We start from the raw sequence: 20022 nt of genomic DNA, 5'->3' as shown, positions 1-20022 counted from the left end.
GTGAGAATATTTTGGTTCGCCCTATTAGTGCTAGCAGTGAGTGCTTGTGCCACGCAGTTTAATGCACCTAGCCCTAAGCTTGATAGTACAAAAACGGTATATATTATGCCGCTTGAAAACCAGTCAAATATGCCTATGGCTCAAGCACAGGCTGAGCAATTAATTGCCTCAGTGTTGGCAGAGTATGGGCTAAAAGTGATGGTTTATCCAAAGCTTAACGTTAATGATTTGCAAGCCAGCTTAGAGCCACAACAACGGCTAGCTGAAGCTAATAAATGGCTTAGCAACCAAGCCAATGGCTATGTCATTACCGGCTCGGTACAAGAGTGGCAATACAAATACGGCTTAGACGGTGAGCCAGCTATCGGCGTTACACTAACACTAAGCACTAGCCAAGGTAATACCTTATGGCGTGGCTCAGTATCTAAAAGTGGTTGGGGCCGTGAATCATTATCCCATATCGCTTTAAAAGCGCTGGAAAATTTACTTGATGCCTTAAACTGGGAATAATTCTACTATGGCTATTAATAAGCGCCGCCGCGCTAATGCTATTTTTATCCGACTTTTGTTAGGCAGTGATCGCCAACTTTTTGCTTGGTTTGAAATGCTATTAGTCACTTTTGCATCTGCGCTTATTTGGCTTTATCAATCATCTTTGCCTTATGAAACGGCAATGGATTATTTTTATTGGCCGATGTTAGGCCCAGCTTTAATTGCCTTACGCTATGGTTTTGGTCGAGGCATGATGAGCTTTATATTGCTGCTAATTATGGCAGGCATTTTTAACAAACTAGCCGATATGCAAATTGCTATAAGCGTTTCAGTTGCTGTAGGCACCGCGGTTATTACTATGCTAGTTGGAGAATTTCGTGACCATTGGTATGATATTAATCAGCGTTTTGAGCTAAATTACCGTTATATGGAGCAAAAGCTAGAAAGCTTTACCCAAAACTACCATTTATTAAAAGTATCTCACGACCGATTAGAACAGCGCTCTGCAGGTAAGCAAATTAGCCTTCGTACTGGTATTCATTTACTACAACAACAAGCTAATGAAAATCCCGATAATCGTTTAGCCGATATTGCCGATAAAAGCTTACAAGTGTTGGCAGATGTTGTTGGCTTATTTCAAGCCGGGTTGTACCAAGTTAATAATAACCAAATAATCCCCCAACCCTTAGCAAAAATTGGTGGCAAGCATCAATTACACCAAGATGATTTAATGCTGATAGACGTTTTTGAATCAAAAGCCGTACTGTCACCCATAAATTTTATAGAGCATAAAGCGCAAAACTTGCATTACCAACTAGTCATACCTTTAATCGACTTACGCGGTGAGATAAAAGGCCTAGTGTTAGCCGAAAAAATACAATTTGTCTCACTAACAGATAGTAATATTGCCCTATTAGCTTTATTAGCCAGTTATATCGCCAACATTACCTCTAATGATTTATTTGCCCCTATTTTACAACCGGAACAACGACAGTTATTTTGTGATTATATAAAAAATCAACACTGGTATATGCATAAGTATAGTGTTGACAGTGTGTTAGTAGTGTTTTATGACAACAGCCCAAGCCAATCATTAAACCTATATCAAGTCACTGACTATCGTCGTGGTGCCGATGTTTATTGGGCCTGCCAGCACAATGATGGTCGTCATGCATTATGTGTATTATTACCGATGACTTCTTTAATGGAAGCTAATCAATTTATCGAACGTATTAGCACAATGTTAGCCAATGATAATGAAATAAAATCTCAGGATCTTGAAGTTATTGGGCCATTAATTGTTAGCCAGCAATTACAGCAAGTTAATAGCTTACTTGAAGACTTAGGAGCGCTAAATGAAGATTTGGTTGATTCTGCAAACGATTCTTTTTGAGTCAGCAAGTCTGTATTTTTTAAGCTTAGACCAACTTAGTTTTGCGGGTTGGCTAGGTTATGCCAGTAGTCATGCCATCAGCACAGCGAGTTTCACCATTGTCTGCTGGTTAGTCTTGCCCATGCAATATAAAAGACCTGTTATACCCGCTATAGCGTTTATTTTTACTATTGCTTTTAGTATGCCTGTTGTGGGAATGACGGGTTTAACCTTAATATTTTTAATTGCACTTTATTTCCCGAAAAAACAACAAGGAATGGGTTGGCAACGTTCTGATGTTTTGCAATTACCGCTGCATTCAGATGTATTTGAACACTCTCAATATGGTACGGCTGCGCTTAAAGACATACTGCTATTTAACCCCTCTGAAGATCGGCGTTTAATTGCGGTAAATGCCTGTCGTTTTTTACCTCAGCGTGAAGCTATGCCATTACTAAAATTGGCCTTAACCGATAAAGTTGACGATGTACGGCTATTAGCTTATGCCGCTATAGAAAAAATTGAATTCGCCATTAACCAAAAATTAGATGTTTTAAATACCAGCTTAACAGCAGATGAAAACAGTGCGACTTATTATCAAATGGCCGCTTTGTATTGGGAGTTATGTTATTTAGGCATCGCTGATGGCCCATTGAAAGACCATTACTTAACCCAAGCCAAGCAATATCTACTGCAAGCAGAACAACTGCAACCAACAGCGCAAGCCCAGCTTAAACTAGGCCGAGTATTACTTGAGTTAAAGCAATACCCTGAAGCCATCAGTTATTTACAGCAAGCTAAGCACAATGGTCTGTTATTACGCCAAGTAGCACCCTATTTAGCCGAAGCTGCATTTGCTACAGGCGATTATAAAAGCATTGATAATTTATTAAGAAATATACCGACGACTGATGGTGAGAATCTTAATGAGCTGAAGGAGTTTTGGTCTCATGAAGCACATTGATATTTGCTTATTGCTAGAAGGAACTTACCCTTATGTGCGAGGCGGTGTTTCTAGCTGGGTGCATCAACTTATTACTGGCATGCCACAATATAGCTTTTATTTAGTTTTTATTGGTGGCAGTAAAGCTTTTTATGGTAAGCAACATTATGAATTACCTGAAAATGTTGTTGGCTTAGAAGAACATTATTTAATGGATCGCGATGGCATTTTATCGCCAAGAGCTCGAGTGGGTAAAAAGCAAGCGTTTACCATGTGGCAATCAGTATTAGCCCGGTTTAAAAACGCTGACCAACCCTTATCAGCAGATCAGTTAGAAACCTTAATTAGCCAACTGGGTCATAAAAAAAGTTTAAGTTACGAAGATTTTTTATACAGTGAGCGTTCGTGGCAAGTATTAGTCGATTTATATTTTGAACAATCTGGCAATCAATCTTTTGTCGATTATTTTTGGACCTTTAGAAATATTTATAGTCCTTTGTTTACTTTAGCTAAAATTGCTCGGAAACTGCCCTCCGCTAGCCTATTTCATAGTATTTCAACTGGCTACGCTGGATTTTTAGGCGCCATGGCCAAACAAAGTCAACAAGTGCCCTTCTTATTAACAGAACACGGTATTTATACTAAAGAGCGCACAATAGACTTAACCCAAGCCAGTTGGATTAAGGATCGGCATAGCGCCCTAGACACCAGTATTCACAAAAAAATTGAACAAACTAGGCAAACTTGGATTAACTTTTTTCAACAATTGGGCCGCACTGCATATGATCAAGCCAATGACATTATCGCCTTATATGAAGGCAATCGGCAGCGGCAAATTAAAGATGGTGCGCCCATTAGTAAAACCGACATTATCGTAAATGGCATTAATATGCAGCGTTTTGCTGCGGCGTATCAACAGCGTAATAGCACACCACCCAAAATAGTCGGCTTAATTGGTCGGGTTGTTCCTATAAAAGATATAAAAACCTTTATCCGCACCATCCGAGTCGCCATTAACCAACAACCTGATCTTCAAGGTTGGATTATTGGTCCTACCGAAGAAGATCCCGGCTATGTTAAAGAGTGTGAGTTGTTAATTAATAGCTTAGATCTTAAACAACACATTCAGTTTTTGGGTATGCAGAATGTGGCTGAAATCTTACCTCAGTTAGGTGCTTGTATGCTGACGTCGATTAGTGAAGCCCAACCTTTAGTGTTACTGGAAGCTATGGCTGCTGGCATACCTTGTATTGCCACTGACGTCGGTGCTTGTCGTGAGATTATCGAAGGCATGAATGAAGAAGACAAACAGTTAGGTAAATGCGGTTACATTATAAATATTGCCGATCCTAACCAAGCTAGTAAGGCCTTACTGACACTATTATCAGATGATAAACATTGGCAATCAATGTCGGAAAATGGTTATCAACGAGTAAAAAAATATTATCAGGAATCCACTATGTATCAGCGCTATCAACGCCTTTATCAGGAGCATTTAACGTGGCAGGAATAGGCTTTGAATTAAGACGGATCCTGAAGAAAAATACGCTACTTTCTTATCTTGAAGCTTATGGTTTAGCGGCTGTGGTAGGCTCTGGTCCTTGGGTGCTATCCATTCTAGCGCTAATGGTCATTGGTATGTTAAGTATTGGCCGAGTGCTGCCTAGTACTTTGATTATCCAGTACCTTGTATTAGTGACGTATATGATGGCAGGTTCATTAATTTTAAGTGGGCTGTTTCAGCTATTATTAACCCGGTTTATTTCTGATCGAATTTTTGAGAAAAAAGAACAGCTGGTCACACCTAATTTATTAGGCTGTATGCTAACGGTGTCAGTATTAGCCTGTATGCTAGCTATAGCAGTATTAAGCCAAACCGGTTTACCTCCTGCTTTAAAAATTGCTTTATTCTGTGGTTTTGTCGCTTTGTGTAATTTATGGTTAATTATCGTGTTTTTAAGCGGTATGAAACAATACTATCGTATTGTTTTAACCTTGCTTGGCGGGTATAGCATTATGGTAATAGCCTCTTGGTTATTACCGCCTTACGGCATACTTGGCTTATTAATTATATTCGCAGTCTGCCAAGCCTTAATTGCTTTTATATTGTTATTTTTTATCTTACGTAATTACAGTTCTATTTCGTTGGTGTCATTCCAATTTTTAAATCGACGTAAAGCCTTTTACTCTTTAGCTTGGTGTGGACTGCTGTATAACTTAGGTGTTTGGGTCGATAAGTTCGTATTTTGGTTTCACTCTGAAGTATCATTTAACGTCATTGATATTTTTCGTGCTTCCTATATTTATGATTTACCTATTTTTATTGCCTACCTGGCTATTATTCCAGGTATGGCAGTGTTTATGCTGCATATGGAAACTGATTTTGCAGCCTCAAATGAAAAGTTTTATCAAACCGTACGCGAAGGTGGCACTTTAGAAGCTATCTTTATTTTAAAAGATAAAATGGTGTTTGATTGTAAAAATAGTTTATACCAAATTTTTAAAATTCAAGGTATCACTTTAGGATTGCTACTGTTATGGAGTGAGGAAATACTTACTTTACTACAAATTGACTTAGCCTATTTGCACCTGCTTTATGTCGATTTAGTTGGTGTATCACTGCAAGTATTAGTTATGGCAATTCTTAATGTCATGTTTTATTTAGATAAGCGTTATCAAGCCCTAACCCTCATAATTGTTATGGCCAGCAGTAACTTAGTCTTGTCAGAATTATCAGTGCAGTTAGGACCACAATTTTACGGTTACGGATTTGCATTATCAATGTTAATCAGCACCTTGCTAGGCCTGATGCTAATTAACAGACAGTTTCTACGCTTAGAATATGAAACCTTTATGCTACAACGCTAAGTTATCAACCTAGCGTGAGAATTAATGGCTAGCACTTTGTAGGCTAGTTAATTAAGGCGTTACAAAGCCAACAGCTTGGTTTACTTTTGCTAAGGTTACTGCAGCGCGTTGCCGTGCATTATCAGCACCAGCGCGCATAACAGTATTTAAGGTGTCTTGATCTTGGCGCAGGTCCTTAAACTTCTGTTGTACTGGCTCTAATAAAGCAATTACCGCATCGGCTACGTCGGTTTTTAAGTGGCCGTACATTTTGCCTTCATATTCTGCCTCTAATGCCGCCACTGTTTTACCGGTAACACCACTATAGATACTGAGTAAGTTAGCGACACCTGGCTTATTTTCCACATCAAAATATACTCGTGGTGGATCTTGTGAGTCAGTCATGGCTTTTTTAAACTTTTTACTGATCATCTTCGGCTCTTCCAACAAGCCTACAAAGTTCCATGGATTTTCATCCGACTTAGACATCTTCTTTGTTGGCTCTTGTAAGCTCATAACCCGCGCAGCAACACCTGGAATAAACGGCTCCGGTACCGTAAGCACATCACCATGCACAGCATTAAAACGCGTAGCAACATCACGGGCTAATTCTAAATGCTGCTTTTGATCGTGGCCAACCGGAACTTGGTTGGTTTGATACAATAAAATATCGGCCGCCATTAATACTGGATAAGTAAATAAACCAGCGTTAACATTATTATTATGTCGCTCTGATTTATCTTTAAACTGAGTCATGCGGTTTAATTCACCAAACTGGGTATAACAACTTAGCACCCAGGCTAATTGGCTATGCTCTGGCACATGCGACTGCATAAATACCGCAGAACGCGCTGGATCGATACCACAAGCTAAATACAACGCTAAGCTATCTAATGAGGCCGCTCTAAGCTTTTCTGGCTCTTGACGGACGGTGATGGCGTGTAAATCGACAATGCAATATAAACAATTAAAATCGTCTTGCATTTTATCCCACTGCTGTAACGCCCCCAGATAATTACCAATTGTTAGCTGACCTGACGGTTGCGCACCACTAAATACAATGGGTTTGTTACTCATAATTATTTTCACTTCTATTTATATTATTAATTAAGGCAAATGCCGCTTCACTTTTTGCTTAGCATAAGCTTTTGACCGATTTGTAGTGGCTAATCAAGCTTATCGAGTGCGCCCGATTGACACAATTTAAATAGTTATAACACCGGTTTGCTACTAATTATCGTGCTACTAAGGCTAATTGTTGGCGCATTTTAGCAATAGCATCGGCGTAATTATCGGTGTTAAAAATCGCCGAACCCGCAACAAACATATCCGCTCCAGCTTGTGCAATAGCATTAATATTATCAATAGTAACGCCGCCATCAACTTCTAAGCGAACATCTAAACCACGACTATCAATTAACTTTCTTACAGCGGCAAGTTTATCTAATGTCGCGGGAATAAACTTTTGACCACCAAAACCCGGGTTAACCGACATTAATAACACTAAGTCGATTTTATCTAACATATAATCTAGATAACTTAATGGCGTTGCTGGATTAAACACTAAACCTGCTTGGCAGCCGTGATCTTTAATTAACTGTACTGTGCGGTCAATGTGTTTTGATGCTTCAGGATGAAAGCTAATAATGCTAGCGCCGGCTTTGGCAAATTGTGGCACTAACGCATCAACAGGCTCTACCATTAAGTGGACATCTATAGGCGCGGTAATGCCGTAATCGCGTAAAGCTTTACAGACCATAGGCCCCATCGTTAAATTGGGTACGTAATGATTATCCATCACATCAAAATGAACTACATCAGCATCAGCAGCTAGTACTGCCGCGACATCATCGCCTAAACGGGCAAAATCAGCAGAAAGAATTGAAGGAGCAATAAGATAAGGCTGCATAATGTTTTCCATATAAGTTAAAACAAATAATGTATAAAGATTATAACTGATTACAATAGTAATTTTTGCAGAACATACCAATTTAGCGTAATGAATTACCTTGGTGCTTTTTGAGCATTAATTAAGCAGCTTGTATCAAACTTGCAAATGTTTTATGATTGCTCAGCTTGCAAGTAAAAGGGAATTAACATGAAATCAACACTAACATTAAAAGTTACTTTAATAAGTGCTACGCTTGTTGTTGTTGTTGCTGGCCTGTATTTTAGCCTTCCTGCTGCACAAAACTGCCAAGAAGCTAGTAATGACAATCCTCCCTCTTGTGCTCAAGCTAATAATCAAAGTTGGTTTAGTTGGCTTAAAGGCCAAAGCCGTTCAACCCAATTTCATTTTGTAGATTTACTAGAATTAATTAACCGTGTATCCCCTGCAAAGAAATAATAAAGCAAGTTTAAACAGTAAAACCAGCCCAGGTTTTTTTAAAGTACTTAAGGCTGTGTTTGGTGCGTTAATTGGTGTCCAGTCCGAACAACAGCGGCAGCATGATTTTAGCGATAAAAATCCCATTCCTTATATTATTACTGCCATTGTATTCACATTAATATTTGTGTTTACTTTACTATTTATTGTCAGTTGGGTTTTAAGTTAATTTAGCTATTTATTTAACTTTTTTTCCTTTATAAACCGCAAATAACTCTGCCACTTTTTTTCTTCCCGCACCATTTTGACTAATAGAGCGCCCTACTTGGATACTATGTAACTTGGCTTGATGATAAATTTTGCGGGTGAGCGTAGTATCATGATTACTAATAACAACGGTATTACCCCGTTGCTGTAATAGTTCGGCTTGATTAGCAAGGGCGGCTTGATCATCTAAGTTAAAACCTTGTCTGGCATAACTGGTAAAGCTAGCAGTTTTACTCAACGGAACATAAGGCGGATCACAATAAATAACCGCATCAGTTGGCGCTTGTTGCATAATCTGTTGATAACCACTACAAACAAATTCTGCTCGTTGGGCTTTTTCAGCAAAAAACCATAATTCAGCTAACGGAAAATACGGTTTTTTATAACTGCCAAACGGGACATTAAATTTGCCCGATAAATTATAACGACACAAACCATTGTAACCATGCCGGTTTAAATACAAGAATAATATCGCTCGTTCATATTGATCTTGGCTTTGGTTAAATTGTTGGCGAATATTTAAGTAGCTATTACGCTGGTTACTACTGTCGCAAAAAGTGCTATTGGCGTCGGCAATAAATTGCTCGGGCTTGGCTTTAACAATATTATATAAACTAATTAAATCAGCATTAATGTCGTTAAGCTGATAATGCTTATAATCCGTATTTAAAAATACCGATGCGGCACCAACAAATGGCTCTATCAACAAATTAGCGGCGGGTAAATGCTGTTTTATCTCATCGACCAGTTTATATTTGCCACCAGCCCACTTTAAAAATGCTCTGCTTTTACGCTCTGACTGCGCCATCATAATTAATCTACAGTACTTAGTTGTTGGCTAACATTAAACGCAGTGATCTCTGCTTGAACGGCTTTTATGCTTTTAACAAAACTGCCCGATTCGGCTAACTTTGTCGGTAAGTTTTTTCTTGCAGCTAGTGCTTGTTTAGGATCAGTAAAGGGTCCTAATAACACCACGACTTGCGATTTACCTTGCCAGCTCCGCTGGTAACATAACATATCCAGTTTAGGATAGCGGCTGTAAAAACGTTTAAATGCCGCAGGATTGGATAACACAGCCAGTTGCAACGCTGATGCAGTGTTACTAGCCGCAATCAGTTGCGGCTCGTGGCAACCTGCTTCTGTTGTTTCTGTTACCTCTGCTGCCAATGAAACATCAAGTTGCTGGTTTGCATCCACGACAGCTGCTGTAGCGGGCTCTAACGCCGACGACTGGCTTTGGGATTTGCTTGCATCAATAGTAGACGAAACTGCAGTATCATTATCAGTCACTAACATTTTTTTACTGACAGCTTTTACGCTTTTAGTAGCGACTTGATCACTAACGTTATCTTCAATTAACGCGGCTGTATTTATAGTATTATTTAATTCAGCCAGTTCAATTGTATCTAGCGGTTTCGATGGTTCAGTTGTATCTTGAGGCTGATATGCTTTAGATATTTCAGTATCAACATTATCTGTCGAGCTGGGTAAACCAGACGTAGTAGCTATAACGCTGTGCTCTGGCACTAATGCTAACTCTGCAACGTTTTCTATGCCATTCTGTTTAGTTATTTTTGGCTGATGAGTTGCATAAAACTGCTGAAAACCAATAACCAAGCCAGCAATTAAAATGGCCACTATGGCAATACTAAACATGACTATAAGGCGTGGCTTATTTTCCTGAACTCGATCTACTTTAAGCTTAGGAGACTTTTCTGCAGTAATGTCTTGCAGCAAGTAATGTAAATTACCTTGGGCTCTTGCTAAGCGTTGTGCCAGCTGTTCAGAGCTCAGTTCTTCAGCTGCCAGTAATTGTTGGGCATCTTCAGGTCCGGCTTGATTAATAGTTAAGGTTAATGCTGCTGGCACCACAGGCTTTGTCGCAAATATAAAGCAACGTACTGACAAAGATGTTAATAGTTGCATAAAAGCCGCACTATAATCTTGGCCATCATCAATAATTAAGCATAATTCTTGATCAGCTGTATATTGATTAATTTGCGCAGTAAAGTCTGTAGCATCCACTTGATGACCAAACCATTGTTGCTGAATAGCCGTGATGGCTTGCTTTTCTGGTACGGCAGTTAACAAAGCAACATTAAACTGCTCAGATAGTAGCTCAGCTAGGGCTAAGGCTAGTGTCGACTTACCACTTCCCGTCGCGCCTAAAGTCTGGATGGTTTCAATGTCATTAAACGATAATTGAAACAATAATCGTGTGAACCAATCTTGTTGTAGCGGTAATAAATGGGCTAAATCAGCGAGTGCTTGTTGTAACTTAGTGCAATCCATTAGCGAATACCTGCATTAGCTCGTCTTCTGTGACATCATCTTTTAGCGCACAAGCACCAAAAGAAATCGGTAACACAAAACGCATTTGACCGTTTTTAACTTTTTTATCTGTTTTCATATAAGGTAAAAAATCGGCTATACACATATGTTCAGGTGCAGCGGTTGGTAATTGAAACACTTCGAGTAATTGAATCAGTTGGTCAAGATCTTGCTGTACCAGCCAGCCTCGTGATAAAGATAATTTGGCCGCCATTACCATGCCAGCCGCAACCGCTTCACCATGCAGCCAACTACCGTAGCCTAAATGCGCTTCTATAGCATGCCCAAAGGTATGGCCAAGATTGAGTAAGGCGCGCTCACCTTGTTCAGTTTCATCACGGCTAACAATATCCGCTTTCATTTGACAACAGTGTTTTATCATCTGCGCAAGCACGAGATGGTCTTGGGCCAAAATAGCTTGATGTTCTGTTAATAACCAACTAAAAAAAGCTTTATCTGCAATCAAGGCGTACTTGATCACTTCTGCCATACCTGCAGCAAATTCTCTAGCGGGTAGTGTTGCTAAAACTTGGGTGTTAATAATAACTTGTACCGGCTGCTTAAAAGCGCCGATCATATTTTTACCTAACGCATGATTAACCGCTGTCTTACCGCCTACTGAAGAATCGACTTGGGCCAGTAAAGTAGTTGGTATTTGTAAAAATCGTACACCGCGTTGATAGGTTGCCGCCACAAATCCTGTAATGTCACCTATGACACCACCACCAAGAGCGACTAATAACACATCACGTGAATATTGATGCTGCAGTAAAAAAGATAGTACTGTTTCATACGAGGCTAAGGTTTTATAAGCTTCACCATCAGGTAAAAGAATGTAATTTAATTTGGCTTGGGGAAATAAGCACTTGATACTATTTAAATAGTGACTCGCTACAGTGGGGTTAGAAACAATAACGACCTGTTTGCTTTGACTATATTCAGCAACCAGATCGTTAAAGTGCGAGTTGATACATATTGGGTAGCTGCGCTCGCCAAGTTGTACTTCAACTTTTTGCATTACAGCTCCCCGCTATGATTTATTTAAAAACCAATTTGTTCGATAATTTGGTTTGCAACTGCGCGAGCGCTTTGTTCGTCGGTACGAATAGTAAAGTCAGCAATCTCTTCATATAAAGGATTACGTTCTTCTGCAAGTCGCTCTAAAACCAATTTTGGTTCTTCTTCTGTTTGTAGCAGGGGTCTGCGCTTGTCACGCTGGGTTCTTGCCACCTGCTTCTCGATAGGCGTTTCTAAATATACGACTATGCCTCGTGCAGACAGCCGGTTTCGGGTTTCTTTACTTAACACCGAGCCGCCTCCGGTTGCCAATACAATGCCTTGAAGTTCTGTAAGATCCTGAATGACGTTTTCTTCACGCACTCTAAAACCTTCTTCACCTTCCAGATCAAATACCCAAGCAATATCTGCGCCTGTACGACGTTCAATTTCATGATCTGAATCGTAGAACTCAAGATGAAGCATGTCTGCTAAGTGACGTCCAATTGTGCTTTTTCCAGCACCCATTGGGCCAACAAGGAAGATATTACGTTTCTCTGCCATATTTCGTATTGCTAATCAGCCAACTCATTAAAATGTGGAATTCAAGGACCAAATGGCTCCCGCGAATGTTTGAAGCGCTGGATTATGTCAGGAATGCCCATTTGTTGGCAAGCTAAATCTCCATTCCAGCCAGTATCACATGACAATACTGGCTGGAAAAACTTAATTACAGCCCTTCGGTGATGATTTTTGGTGTAACAAAAATTAGCAACTCATTCTTTTCGTTTATTTCACTAGTCGATTTAAACAAGCGGCCTAAATATGGAATGTCACCCAAAAGTGGAACTTTACTGGTTGTAGATAAAATTTGTTGCTGATAAATACCACCTAACACTATAGTTTCGCCATTATCAACTAACACTTGGGTTTGAATTTCTTGGGTGTCTATCGCAGTAGCAGGACCCGTTGGAGTTTGTACCGTTTCACCCCGAGTGTTTTGGGTAATAATTAAATCCAGGATAATTTTATTATCCGGAGTAATTTGCGGTGTTACCGTTAAACTTAATACGGCCTTTTTAAACTCTACCGTGGTTGCACCACTTGACGCAGCTTGGACATAAGGTATTTCAACACCTTGTTCAATGCGTGCTTGCTTCTGGTTAGCTGTAGTAATGCGTGGACTCGCGATTATCTCGCCTTTATTTTCTTGCTCTAGCGCAGATAACTCTAAGTCCAACAAAGTACCATCGGCTAAACGAGCAATATGAAACGCAATACTACCAGCTGGGTTACTCGCAGGTAAATTGACGTTCCAACGATTGTCTAACGACGGCATTATACCATTAGCAATATTATTAGCACCCCCTGCTGTACCAGAAGTACCTTGGTTTGAACTGCTGCTGCTTTGCTGATCGCTAAAGCCCCAACGAATACCTAACTCATTATCCACTTTATCGCGAACGGTAACCATACGTGATTCAATTAATACTTGTTTTACAGGAACATCTAAGCGCTCAATTAGTTTTCTTACGCTTTCAATATTCACTGCCGTATCTTTGATTAAAATAGTATTGGTCCGCTCATCGACGTTTACAGAGCCTCTGCTTGATAAAATAGTGGCGTCTTTGTTACTTAACAAGCCAGCAATATCGGTCGCTTTAGCATAGTTTATCGATAAAAAGTCAGAATATAGGGGTTCTAAATCCGCGACTTGTTGTTTAGATTCTAACTCTCTCGCTTCACGTGCTGCCAGCTCATCGGTAGGTGCCACCATTAAGATGTTACCGTCCATACGCTTATCTAAACCTTTAACTCGTAACACGATATCTAGAGCTTGATCCCAAGGTGTACCATCAAGACGTAAGGTGATATTACCGGTTACTGAGTCAGTGGTAACTAAGTTAAAGCCGTTATAATCAGCAATAATCTGTAATACAGTACGTACGGGTATATCTTGGAAGTTTAATGAAATTGCTCGGCCTTTATATTCTTTACCACCACCTAAAATACTTCGGTTGGTCGTGTCTTTTTCAATATTTAAGGTAAAGATATTATCAATTTGCTGATAGGTAAAAGTAAACTCAGCCGTAGTATCTATCACTAACCGGGTTGAAGCGCCTTCTTTAAAGGTTTCAATTCCCTTAACAATAGTGCCAAAGTCAACCACGTCTAATTGATATAATAACTCGTCTAAAATATCGGTATTATGAAACTCTACCTCAAGTTTACCTAAACGCTCTGCAACATCTACCGCGGCAGTGTTATCACGTAAAAACACTAACACTCGACCTTCACCTTTATCACCGCGGCGAAAATCAATAGCATTAACACGGTTAATGTAGGTAGGCTTAACATCCGCAGCTTGACCTACTTGATCTGACGTAGGGTTATCTGAAATGTGCATATAAAATACGTTACCCTTGACTCGGGTGCGGTATATTTTTAAGTAGTCTAAGTAAATAATAGTTCTAAAGCCTTCACCGACAAACTCTGAGGTGACCTTTTTAACGCCGGCTTTATTGATTAATACTTGGTCTAGTTTTTCTTCATAATCTGAGTTATCAAAAAACAGCTCAATCCGTGCTGGCTCGTTAAATACTTGGATACTAGGATCTGCATATAATTCTTCATCAAATACAAATTCTATTTCCGTTTCCCCGGTTAATAATGGGTTATATTTAACATCATAAAGCAAAGGTACTGCTGCAGCGGGCAAAGACAGAAAAGTTAACGTTAGCACGCAGGCTAATGAACGCTGGAATCTGTCAGACATTGTTGTGATTATTTTATCCATAAATTACTCGCATACTTATCAATTACTTGTAGCAGGTGACGTATCCGCCATCTGCAGCATGGTCGTCCGTTCTTTCCAACATCCGGCACCATCGGGAATTAACTCTAATAACTCAATATGGGTTGGCTCAACGTTAATAACGCGACCATGGAACAATCCAACATGGTTATTTAATGTTATACGGTGCAAGGTTTTATCTGCGGCTTCAATTAACGCCCAAATATTACCGATATCACCTAAAGTACCACGCATTTTTAAGTTATCTAATGCATATTTTTCTAGTGGTTCTTTTCTACGTCTTGGATCTGGGTGTAAACAGTCTTGCACTTGTAAGAACTTGTCTTGTATTGCTTCGGGTTTAGGCTCAGAAAACGGACTTCTGGAGTTTTGTGACCGATAGGCAATATGCTCAAACTCTTTCACTTCGGGTAACGGGTCGATCCGCGATTTAGTATTTAGTTTTACTTGCTCAGTATATTGCTGTACTTCGCTTAAATCGTCAAAACAGCCTGTTAACAATATGGTGCTGACGGCAATAGCAACTAGTCTTTTTATCATTGCTGCACCTCTTTATATCTATAGGTTTTGGCAACAACATTAAACCGTAGCCGTTCATCTTTTTCGGTTTGGATGGTGAAGTCATGCAAACTAACTATCCTCGGCAGTTTTGCTACTTCACTAACAAAGTTACCAAATTGATGATAGTCACCTATTACTTCAATTTTAATCGGTAACTCGGTGTAAAACTCTTTTTCTATTTCCGGTTCCCAGTTAATGCGAATAAAGGTTAAACCACTTGTGGTGCCAACATAAGTCACATCATCCAACAAACCTGGTGTCTCATGGGTCGTGGGTAGCTGTTTTAATAACGATGAAAATGATTTTTCCATTTCCACCATTTGCAGTTTGTAAGCCTCTAAGTTAACCGCTGATGCATATTTAGTTCTAAATACTTGACGTAATTCAGTTTCTTTATTTTCTGCAACAGCTAACTCATCAATTTGACTATCTATCATCAAAAAGTAACTAAGCGTACATACCAATACCGCTAAGATAAAAGCAAAGATTACTTTTACCGCTACCGGCCATGAGCCCATATTTTCGATATCGAGATCATTTACATCGATATCTGACAAATTAAAATTCAGACTCATTTTGCACCTCTATTAGCCGGTGTCGCAGCTTCAGCAGTACCATGTACGGCTTCAAAACCGGTCACCAATAAATGCATCTTAAAGTTACTTAATAATGTTGATGAGTCTTTACCTGCTTCGATAAATTCCAGTAAAGGGTCTGCTAATAACTCTGAACTTTCAGCTTCGCGAAGCATATTTGATAAGCGGTTATTAGATTCACTTTTACCTACCAGCAGTAACGACGAGCCTTTTTTCTCAAATTGAGTTAAATAAACCCCCGCTGGCACAACATGGGCAATTTCGTCCATAATTTGCGTGCCTAAATTACGACTACTTTGCAGTTGTTCAATCAACGACATGCGCTGTTGTAAGCTTTTCTTTTTATCGTTCAAAGTACGAATTTCAGTAATACGTTGGTCTAGTACTTTAATTTCGTTGCTTAAATAACTATTGCGCTGCAATTGGCCATCAATTCTAGCGTTATAAAACATGTTAATTAAAAACATCAATAAAAAGCTAAATAATGCCGTTGCCGCTAAAATGGTTAAATATTGTTTTTGCCGCTCTTTTCGCGCAGCTTCGCGCCACGGCAGTAAGTTTATATATGCCATGGTGAGAAACTCCGTAATGCTAAGCCGCTGGCAACCATTAATTGTGAAGCGTAACGATTCAACTGCTCTCTATCGATAGCAGGGGCTAGTTCCATCGCATTAAATGGATTGGCCACCACGGTATGAATACCTAATTCATCGATTAACAGTTTATCAATACCCTCTATTAATACAGTACCACCAGAGATGATAATGTAATCGACGGCATCTTTACCGCTACTGGTCAGATACATTTGAATACCACGCCGTACTTGTTGTAATAACATGGTTTGAAATGGGGCTAACACTTCAAAAGTATAGTTAGGCGGTAAATCACCGCTAACTTTGGCTAATTCAGCGTCGTCATAGCTTTTATTGTAATAGGATAAAATACTGCGGGTATATTGATCGCCACCAAAGGCTTGGTCTCGGGTATATACCGTTTTACCGTTTTCAATAATGCTAAGTAATGTCATCGTGGCACCAATATCGACCATGGCGACAACTTTTTTCTCAGCATCGTCTGGTAATTGGCTCCAACACAATTCTGCGGCTCGGCTTAAAGCATAGCTTTCAATATCTATCACTTTAGCGCTAAAACCGCCGTTGTCTAAGGCCGACACCCGAACTTCAACACTTTCAGTTCGAGCAGCACTTAGCAGCACGTTGACACGAGACGGATCGGATTCATTAACATCAAGCTTTTCAAAATCGATGCTAACTTCATTTAAGGGGTAAGGGATTAAGGTATCTGCCTCAACTTCTATCTGACTTTCTAATTCAGCATCGGTTAAGGAGACATCCATGAAAATGACTTTACTGATCACGGTTGAACCAGAAACAGCAGCTGCAGCGTGTTTAATTGAACGAGGGATCTTTTTACGGATCTTACTCAACACATTACCTACGGCTTCTATATCTTGAATTTCACGATCAGACATGGCTCCTTTAATCATTGGTTCAACGGCAAATGCTTCAACTTTGCACATACCATTGTGTTGACTAAGTAGCACAGCCTTTACGGAATGAGCCCCAATATCTATTCCCACCATCATGGTGGGCTGTTTACTAAACAGGCGTTTTATCATAGCATCCTGCAATCAAATTATTGTTATCGTTATCGCCATTCTTGCATTATTGTTAGCTAAATTGCTAATTTATCGCAATAAAAAGCGTTTCATCCAGCGCTAATAAATATATACTAGCAGTGTTGTAAAAGAATTGGGAGTAAAAAATGGTGCTAATCAGTGTCTTGGGTTAAAAAACTTTTAATTCTTTGTCTGATCCTGTTTCTAAGCGGGTTGTTAACCATCGCCGGTCTTTATTTATATGTAAAAAAAGATCTGCCTGATGTTACTACGCTGCAAGACGTGCGATTACAGACTCCAATGCAAGTGTTTACTGCAGATGGCGAGCTTATTTCACAATTTGGTGAGAAGCGGCGTATTCCGTTAACACTTGAGCAAATGCCGCCTTTATTGATCGAAGCTTTCTTAGCAGTCGAAGATACTCGTTTTTACGAGCATCCTGGTATTGATATCATTGGTATCTTACGGGCCGTCACGGTTATTGCCTCTTCGGGTGATTTCAGCCAAGGTGCCAGTACCATTACTCAGCAATTAGCACGTAATTTTTTTCTCAGTAGAGAAAAAAAGATCATGCGAAAAATTAAAGAAGTATTCTTAGCCTTTCATATCGAGCAATTGCTAAGTAAAGATAAAATTCTTGAGTTATATCTTAATAAAATAGAATTAGGTCAACGCTCTTTTGGCGTGGGCGCTGCCGCACAAGTGTATTTTGGTAAAACCGTTGATCAGCTTAGCCTAGATGAAATAGCCATTATAGCCGGTTTACCTAAAGCGCCTTCAGCTTTAAACCCTGTTCGCTCGCCTGCCAATGCTCGGGCCCGCCGTAATATCGTGCTATACCGGATGTTAGATGTGGGTGCTATAGATAAAGCCGCATACGACGCCGCTATTCAAGCCCCCGTGGTTAGCCGTTTACATGGTGCACAAATTACGGCTTCGGCGCCTTATATTGCAGAGATGGTACGCCAAGAGATGGTGAATCGTTTTGGTGAAGAGTTGGCCTACTCTGCCGGTTTAAGAGTTATCACTACTATTAATAGCCAGCAACAAGCCACTGCCAAACATAGCTTGCAACAAAACTTATATGAATATGATGAACGGCACGGTTATCGGGGTCCAGTTGATACCTTATGGCAAGCGACATTAAAGCCAGACGTAACTGAGCAACCCGATTATGACCAACCAGACCGGCTTGATACCGAACAAATTATTGCTTATTTAGATCAACAAAAAGGTCTAGAAGATCTAGTGCCAGCTGTCGTCACGCAAGTGAATAGCCAAACAGTCCAAGTCATTTTAAGTGGCGGCACCGAAGCTACTATAGAATGGGAAGGTTTAAAATGGGCTCGCAGTTTCATTACAGACCGACGTCAAGGTAATGCACCGAAAACAGCTGATGCTATTTTAGCCCCAGGTATGCATATTTTAGTTAGGCAGCATCAAAAGCAGTGGCGCTTAAGTCAGATACCTGAAGCCACCAGTGCTATTGTCGCTATTGATCCACACGATGGCGCTGTTCGCTCGTTAGTGGGTGGCTTTAGCTTTAGCCAAAGCCAGTTTAATCGGGTTACCCAAGCCAAACGTCAAGTCGGCTCAAACATTAAGCCGTTTATATATTCGGCTGCTTTAGCTAATGGCTATACTTTAGCCTCAATTATGAATGATGCACCTATTCACCAATGGGATGATAATGCCGGTATCGCTTGGCGGCCAAAAAACTCACCTGCGGTATATGATGGTCCTATCCGCATACGTGAAGCCTTAGCTAAATCTAAAAACGTAGTATCAATTCGCTTATTACGCGGTGTAGGTATCGATAAAACTATTGAGCATTTACAGCGTTTTGGTTTTGCTGCCAGTGATTTACCTCGTAACGAAACCTTAGCCTTAGGTTCTGCATCGCTAACGCCGATGGAAGTCGTCACGGGTTTCGCGGTATTTGCTAATGGCGGTTATCTAGTTAAGCCTTATTTAATTGATAGTATTATAGATGCTGAGCAAAATACTATTTATCAGCATCAAGCGGCTATAGCGTGTGATGATTGTGAAGATTTTGCGGCTAAAACGCCTGAGTTAGCACCTGAGCTCAATAGCGAAGCCCAAATGCAGCAATTATTTAATCGTTTAAGTCATGATCAAACAACTGAAGCTGAACTAGATGCGGCAAGTTTACCTAGCCAACAACCTGAAGTTGCGCAACGTGTGCTGGACAAGCAGAACAGCTTTTTAGTGGCCGATGCGTTAACGACAAGTGTTTGGGGCGGCGGTGATTGGCGCGCAGGAACCGGTTGGAATGGAACAGCTTGGCGCTTACAAACGTTAAAGCGCCGTGACGTTTCGGCTAAAACGGGCACAACCAATGACTCTAAAGATACGTGGTTCTCAGGTTTTACAGCTGATTTAGCCGTCACGGTGTGGGTCGGATTTGATGATGCTAACCGTAGTTTAGGTCGCGCCTTATGGCATGCCAATATGGGCCAATCACAAAGTGCTGGCACTGAATCTGGTGCACGTACCGCCCTACCCGGCTGGTTAGATTACATGCAACAGATATTACCTTCATTACCCAGTAAAGCACCAACGCCGCCGGTGGGTTTAGCTTCAGTTAGAATCGATCTTAACTCTGGGTTATTAAGCCGTAAAACCGATACTAGCAGCAGTTTTGAATATTTTATAAGTGGTACTGAGCCCACCCAATATAGTGGCAATGACGTGCAACCTATTAGCTTTGATAGTAATAGCCCACCAGTGGATAAAGATATTGAATTATTTTAAGCACCGTCGCTAAATGCTCTTCAACACATAAATAAAGCTCAGCACATAAAAAAACCGCT

19 protein-coding genes are annotated in these 20022 nt (G+C 40.2%); 8 read left to right on the top strand and 11 right to left on the bottom strand.

The features are described from left to right. The 5 genes from BI198_RS05135 to pelG are packed head-to-tail and all read left to right on the top strand — an operon-like array spanning nt 1 to nt 5675. Nucleotides 1–510 (top strand): hypothetical protein, encoded by a 510-nt coding sequence (locus tag BI198_RS05135; RefSeq protein ID WP_070048588.1) that lies wholly within the window; start codon nt 1–3, stop codon nt 508–510. A 7-nt stretch (nt 511–517) separates the two neighbouring features. Further along, a complete protein-coding gene (locus BI198_RS05130) occupies nt 518–1885 on the top strand; it encodes a PelD GGDEF domain-containing protein (protein WP_070048587.1) in 1368 nt (455 codons plus the stop codon). After that, nucleotides 1848–2828, top strand: a complete 981-nt coding sequence (locus BI198_RS05125) for a tetratricopeptide repeat protein (RefSeq protein ID WP_070048586.1) — start codon at nt 1848–1850, stop codon at nt 2826–2828. The genes BI198_RS05130 and BI198_RS05125 overlap by 38 nt, the downstream gene beginning before the upstream one ends. Further along, entirely contained in the window at nt 2815–4320 is a 1506-nt protein-coding gene (gene pelF / locus BI198_RS05120; RefSeq protein ID WP_070048585.1) for a GT4 family glycosyltransferase PelF, read from the top strand. The genes BI198_RS05125 and pelF overlap by 14 nt, the downstream gene beginning before the upstream one ends. Next, nucleotides 4308–5675 (top strand): exopolysaccharide Pel transporter PelG, encoded by a 1368-nt coding sequence (gene pelG, locus BI198_RS05115; RefSeq protein WP_070048584.1) that lies wholly within the window; start codon nt 4308–4310, stop codon nt 5673–5675. Before pelF ends, pelG begins: the two co-directional genes overlap by 13 nt. 51 nt (nt 5676–5726) lie before the next feature. On the opposite strand, the gene trpS is transcribed toward pelG, so the two are convergent. Then, nucleotides 5727–6731, bottom strand: a complete 1005-nt coding sequence (trpS, locus tag BI198_RS05110) for a tryptophan--tRNA ligase (RefSeq protein WP_070048583.1) — start codon at nt 6729–6731, stop codon at nt 5727–5729. A gap of 157 nt (nt 6732–6888) precedes the next feature. Next, nucleotides 6889–7563, bottom strand: a complete 675-nt coding sequence (gene rpe / locus BI198_RS05105) for a ribulose-phosphate 3-epimerase (protein ID WP_070048582.1) — start codon at nt 7561–7563, stop codon at nt 6889–6891. 189 nt (nt 7564–7752) lie between these two features. Here rpe and BI198_RS05100 point away from each other — a divergent pair, with 189 nt between their 5' ends. Together BI198_RS05100 and BI198_RS16465 are read left to right on the top strand one after the other, a co-directional pair. Further along, a complete protein-coding gene (locus BI198_RS05100) occupies nt 7753–8001 on the top strand; it encodes a hypothetical protein (RefSeq protein ID WP_070048581.1) in 249 nt (82 codons plus the stop codon). Continuing rightward, nucleotides 7979–8209 (top strand): DUF2970 domain-containing protein, encoded by a 231-nt coding sequence (locus tag BI198_RS16465; protein WP_201243405.1) that lies wholly within the window; start codon nt 7979–7981, stop codon nt 8207–8209. The genes BI198_RS05100 and BI198_RS16465 overlap by 23 nt, the downstream gene beginning before the upstream one ends. A 9-nt stretch (nt 8210–8218) precedes the next feature. Here the strand turns inward: BI198_RS16465 and BI198_RS05090 are convergent, their stop codons facing one another. The 9 genes from BI198_RS05090 to BI198_RS05050 all read right to left on the bottom strand — a co-directional run bounded on the left by BI198_RS05090 (nt 8219) and on the right by BI198_RS05050 (nt 17188). Beyond that, nucleotides 8219–9058, bottom strand: coding sequence for a Dam family site-specific DNA-(adenine-N6)-methyltransferase (locus BI198_RS05090; RefSeq protein ID WP_070048580.1), 840 nt, complete (start codon nt 9056–9058; stop codon nt 8219–8221). A gap of 2 nt (nt 9059–9060) precedes the next feature. Then, the gene (locus BI198_RS05085; protein ID WP_070048579.1) at nt 9061–10542 is read right to left on the bottom strand and encodes an SPOR domain-containing protein; all 1482 of its coding nucleotides are present in this window, start codon (nt 10540–10542) and stop codon (nt 9061–9063) included. Continuing rightward, on the bottom strand, nt 10529–11599 hold the full coding sequence (gene aroB, locus BI198_RS05080; RefSeq protein ID WP_070048578.1) for a 3-dehydroquinate synthase: 1071 nt from the start codon (nt 11597–11599) through the stop codon (nt 10529–10531). The genes BI198_RS05085 and aroB overlap by 14 nt, the downstream gene beginning before the upstream one ends. 23 nt (nt 11600–11622) lie before the next feature. After that, the gene (aroK, locus tag BI198_RS05075; RefSeq protein ID WP_070048577.1) at nt 11623–12141 is read right to left on the bottom strand and encodes a shikimate kinase AroK; all 519 of its coding nucleotides are present in this window, start codon (nt 12139–12141) and stop codon (nt 11623–11625) included. Between the two features lie 166 nt (nt 12142–12307). Then, nucleotides 12308–14374: a type IV pilus secretin PilQ gene (locus tag BI198_RS05070; protein ID WP_070048576.1), complete on the bottom strand. Its 2067-nt coding sequence runs from the start codon at nt 14372–14374 to the stop codon at nt 12308–12310. Nucleotides 14375–14392: 18 nt separating this feature from the next. Beyond that, a complete protein-coding gene (locus BI198_RS05065; protein ID WP_070048575.1) occupies nt 14393–14932 on the bottom strand; it encodes a pilus assembly protein PilP in 540 nt (179 codons plus the stop codon). Beyond that, nucleotides 14929–15528 (bottom strand): type IV pilus inner membrane component PilO, encoded by a 600-nt coding sequence (gene pilO / locus BI198_RS05060; protein ID WP_070048574.1) that lies wholly within the window; start codon nt 15526–15528, stop codon nt 14929–14931. The genes BI198_RS05065 and pilO overlap by 4 nt, the downstream gene beginning before the upstream one ends. Then, entirely contained in the window at nt 15525–16121 is a 597-nt protein-coding gene (locus BI198_RS05055) for a PilN domain-containing protein (RefSeq protein WP_070048573.1), read from the bottom strand. The genes pilO and BI198_RS05055 overlap by 4 nt, the downstream gene beginning before the upstream one ends. Next, entirely contained in the window at nt 16109–17188 is a 1080-nt protein-coding gene (locus BI198_RS05050; RefSeq protein WP_070048572.1) for a pilus assembly protein PilM, read from the bottom strand. Before BI198_RS05050 ends, BI198_RS05055 begins: the two co-directional genes overlap by 13 nt. 159 nt (nt 17189–17347) lie before the next feature. Between BI198_RS05050 and BI198_RS05045 the strand changes: the two genes are divergently transcribed. Continuing rightward, complete coding sequence (locus BI198_RS05045; protein WP_070048571.1) at nt 17348–19963, top strand: penicillin-binding protein 1A; 2616 nt, start codon at nt 17348–17350, stop codon at nt 19961–19963. Nucleotides 19964–20022: the final 59 nt, after the last annotated feature.

The organism is Rheinheimera salexigens, assembly GCF_001752395.1.
Classification (GTDB): Bacteria; Pseudomonadota; Gammaproteobacteria; order Enterobacterales; family Alteromonadaceae; genus Alishewanella; species Alishewanella salexigens.
The sequence above is the reverse complement of the archived record's forward strand: the minus strand, read 5'-3'. Positions and strand labels throughout refer to the sequence as shown.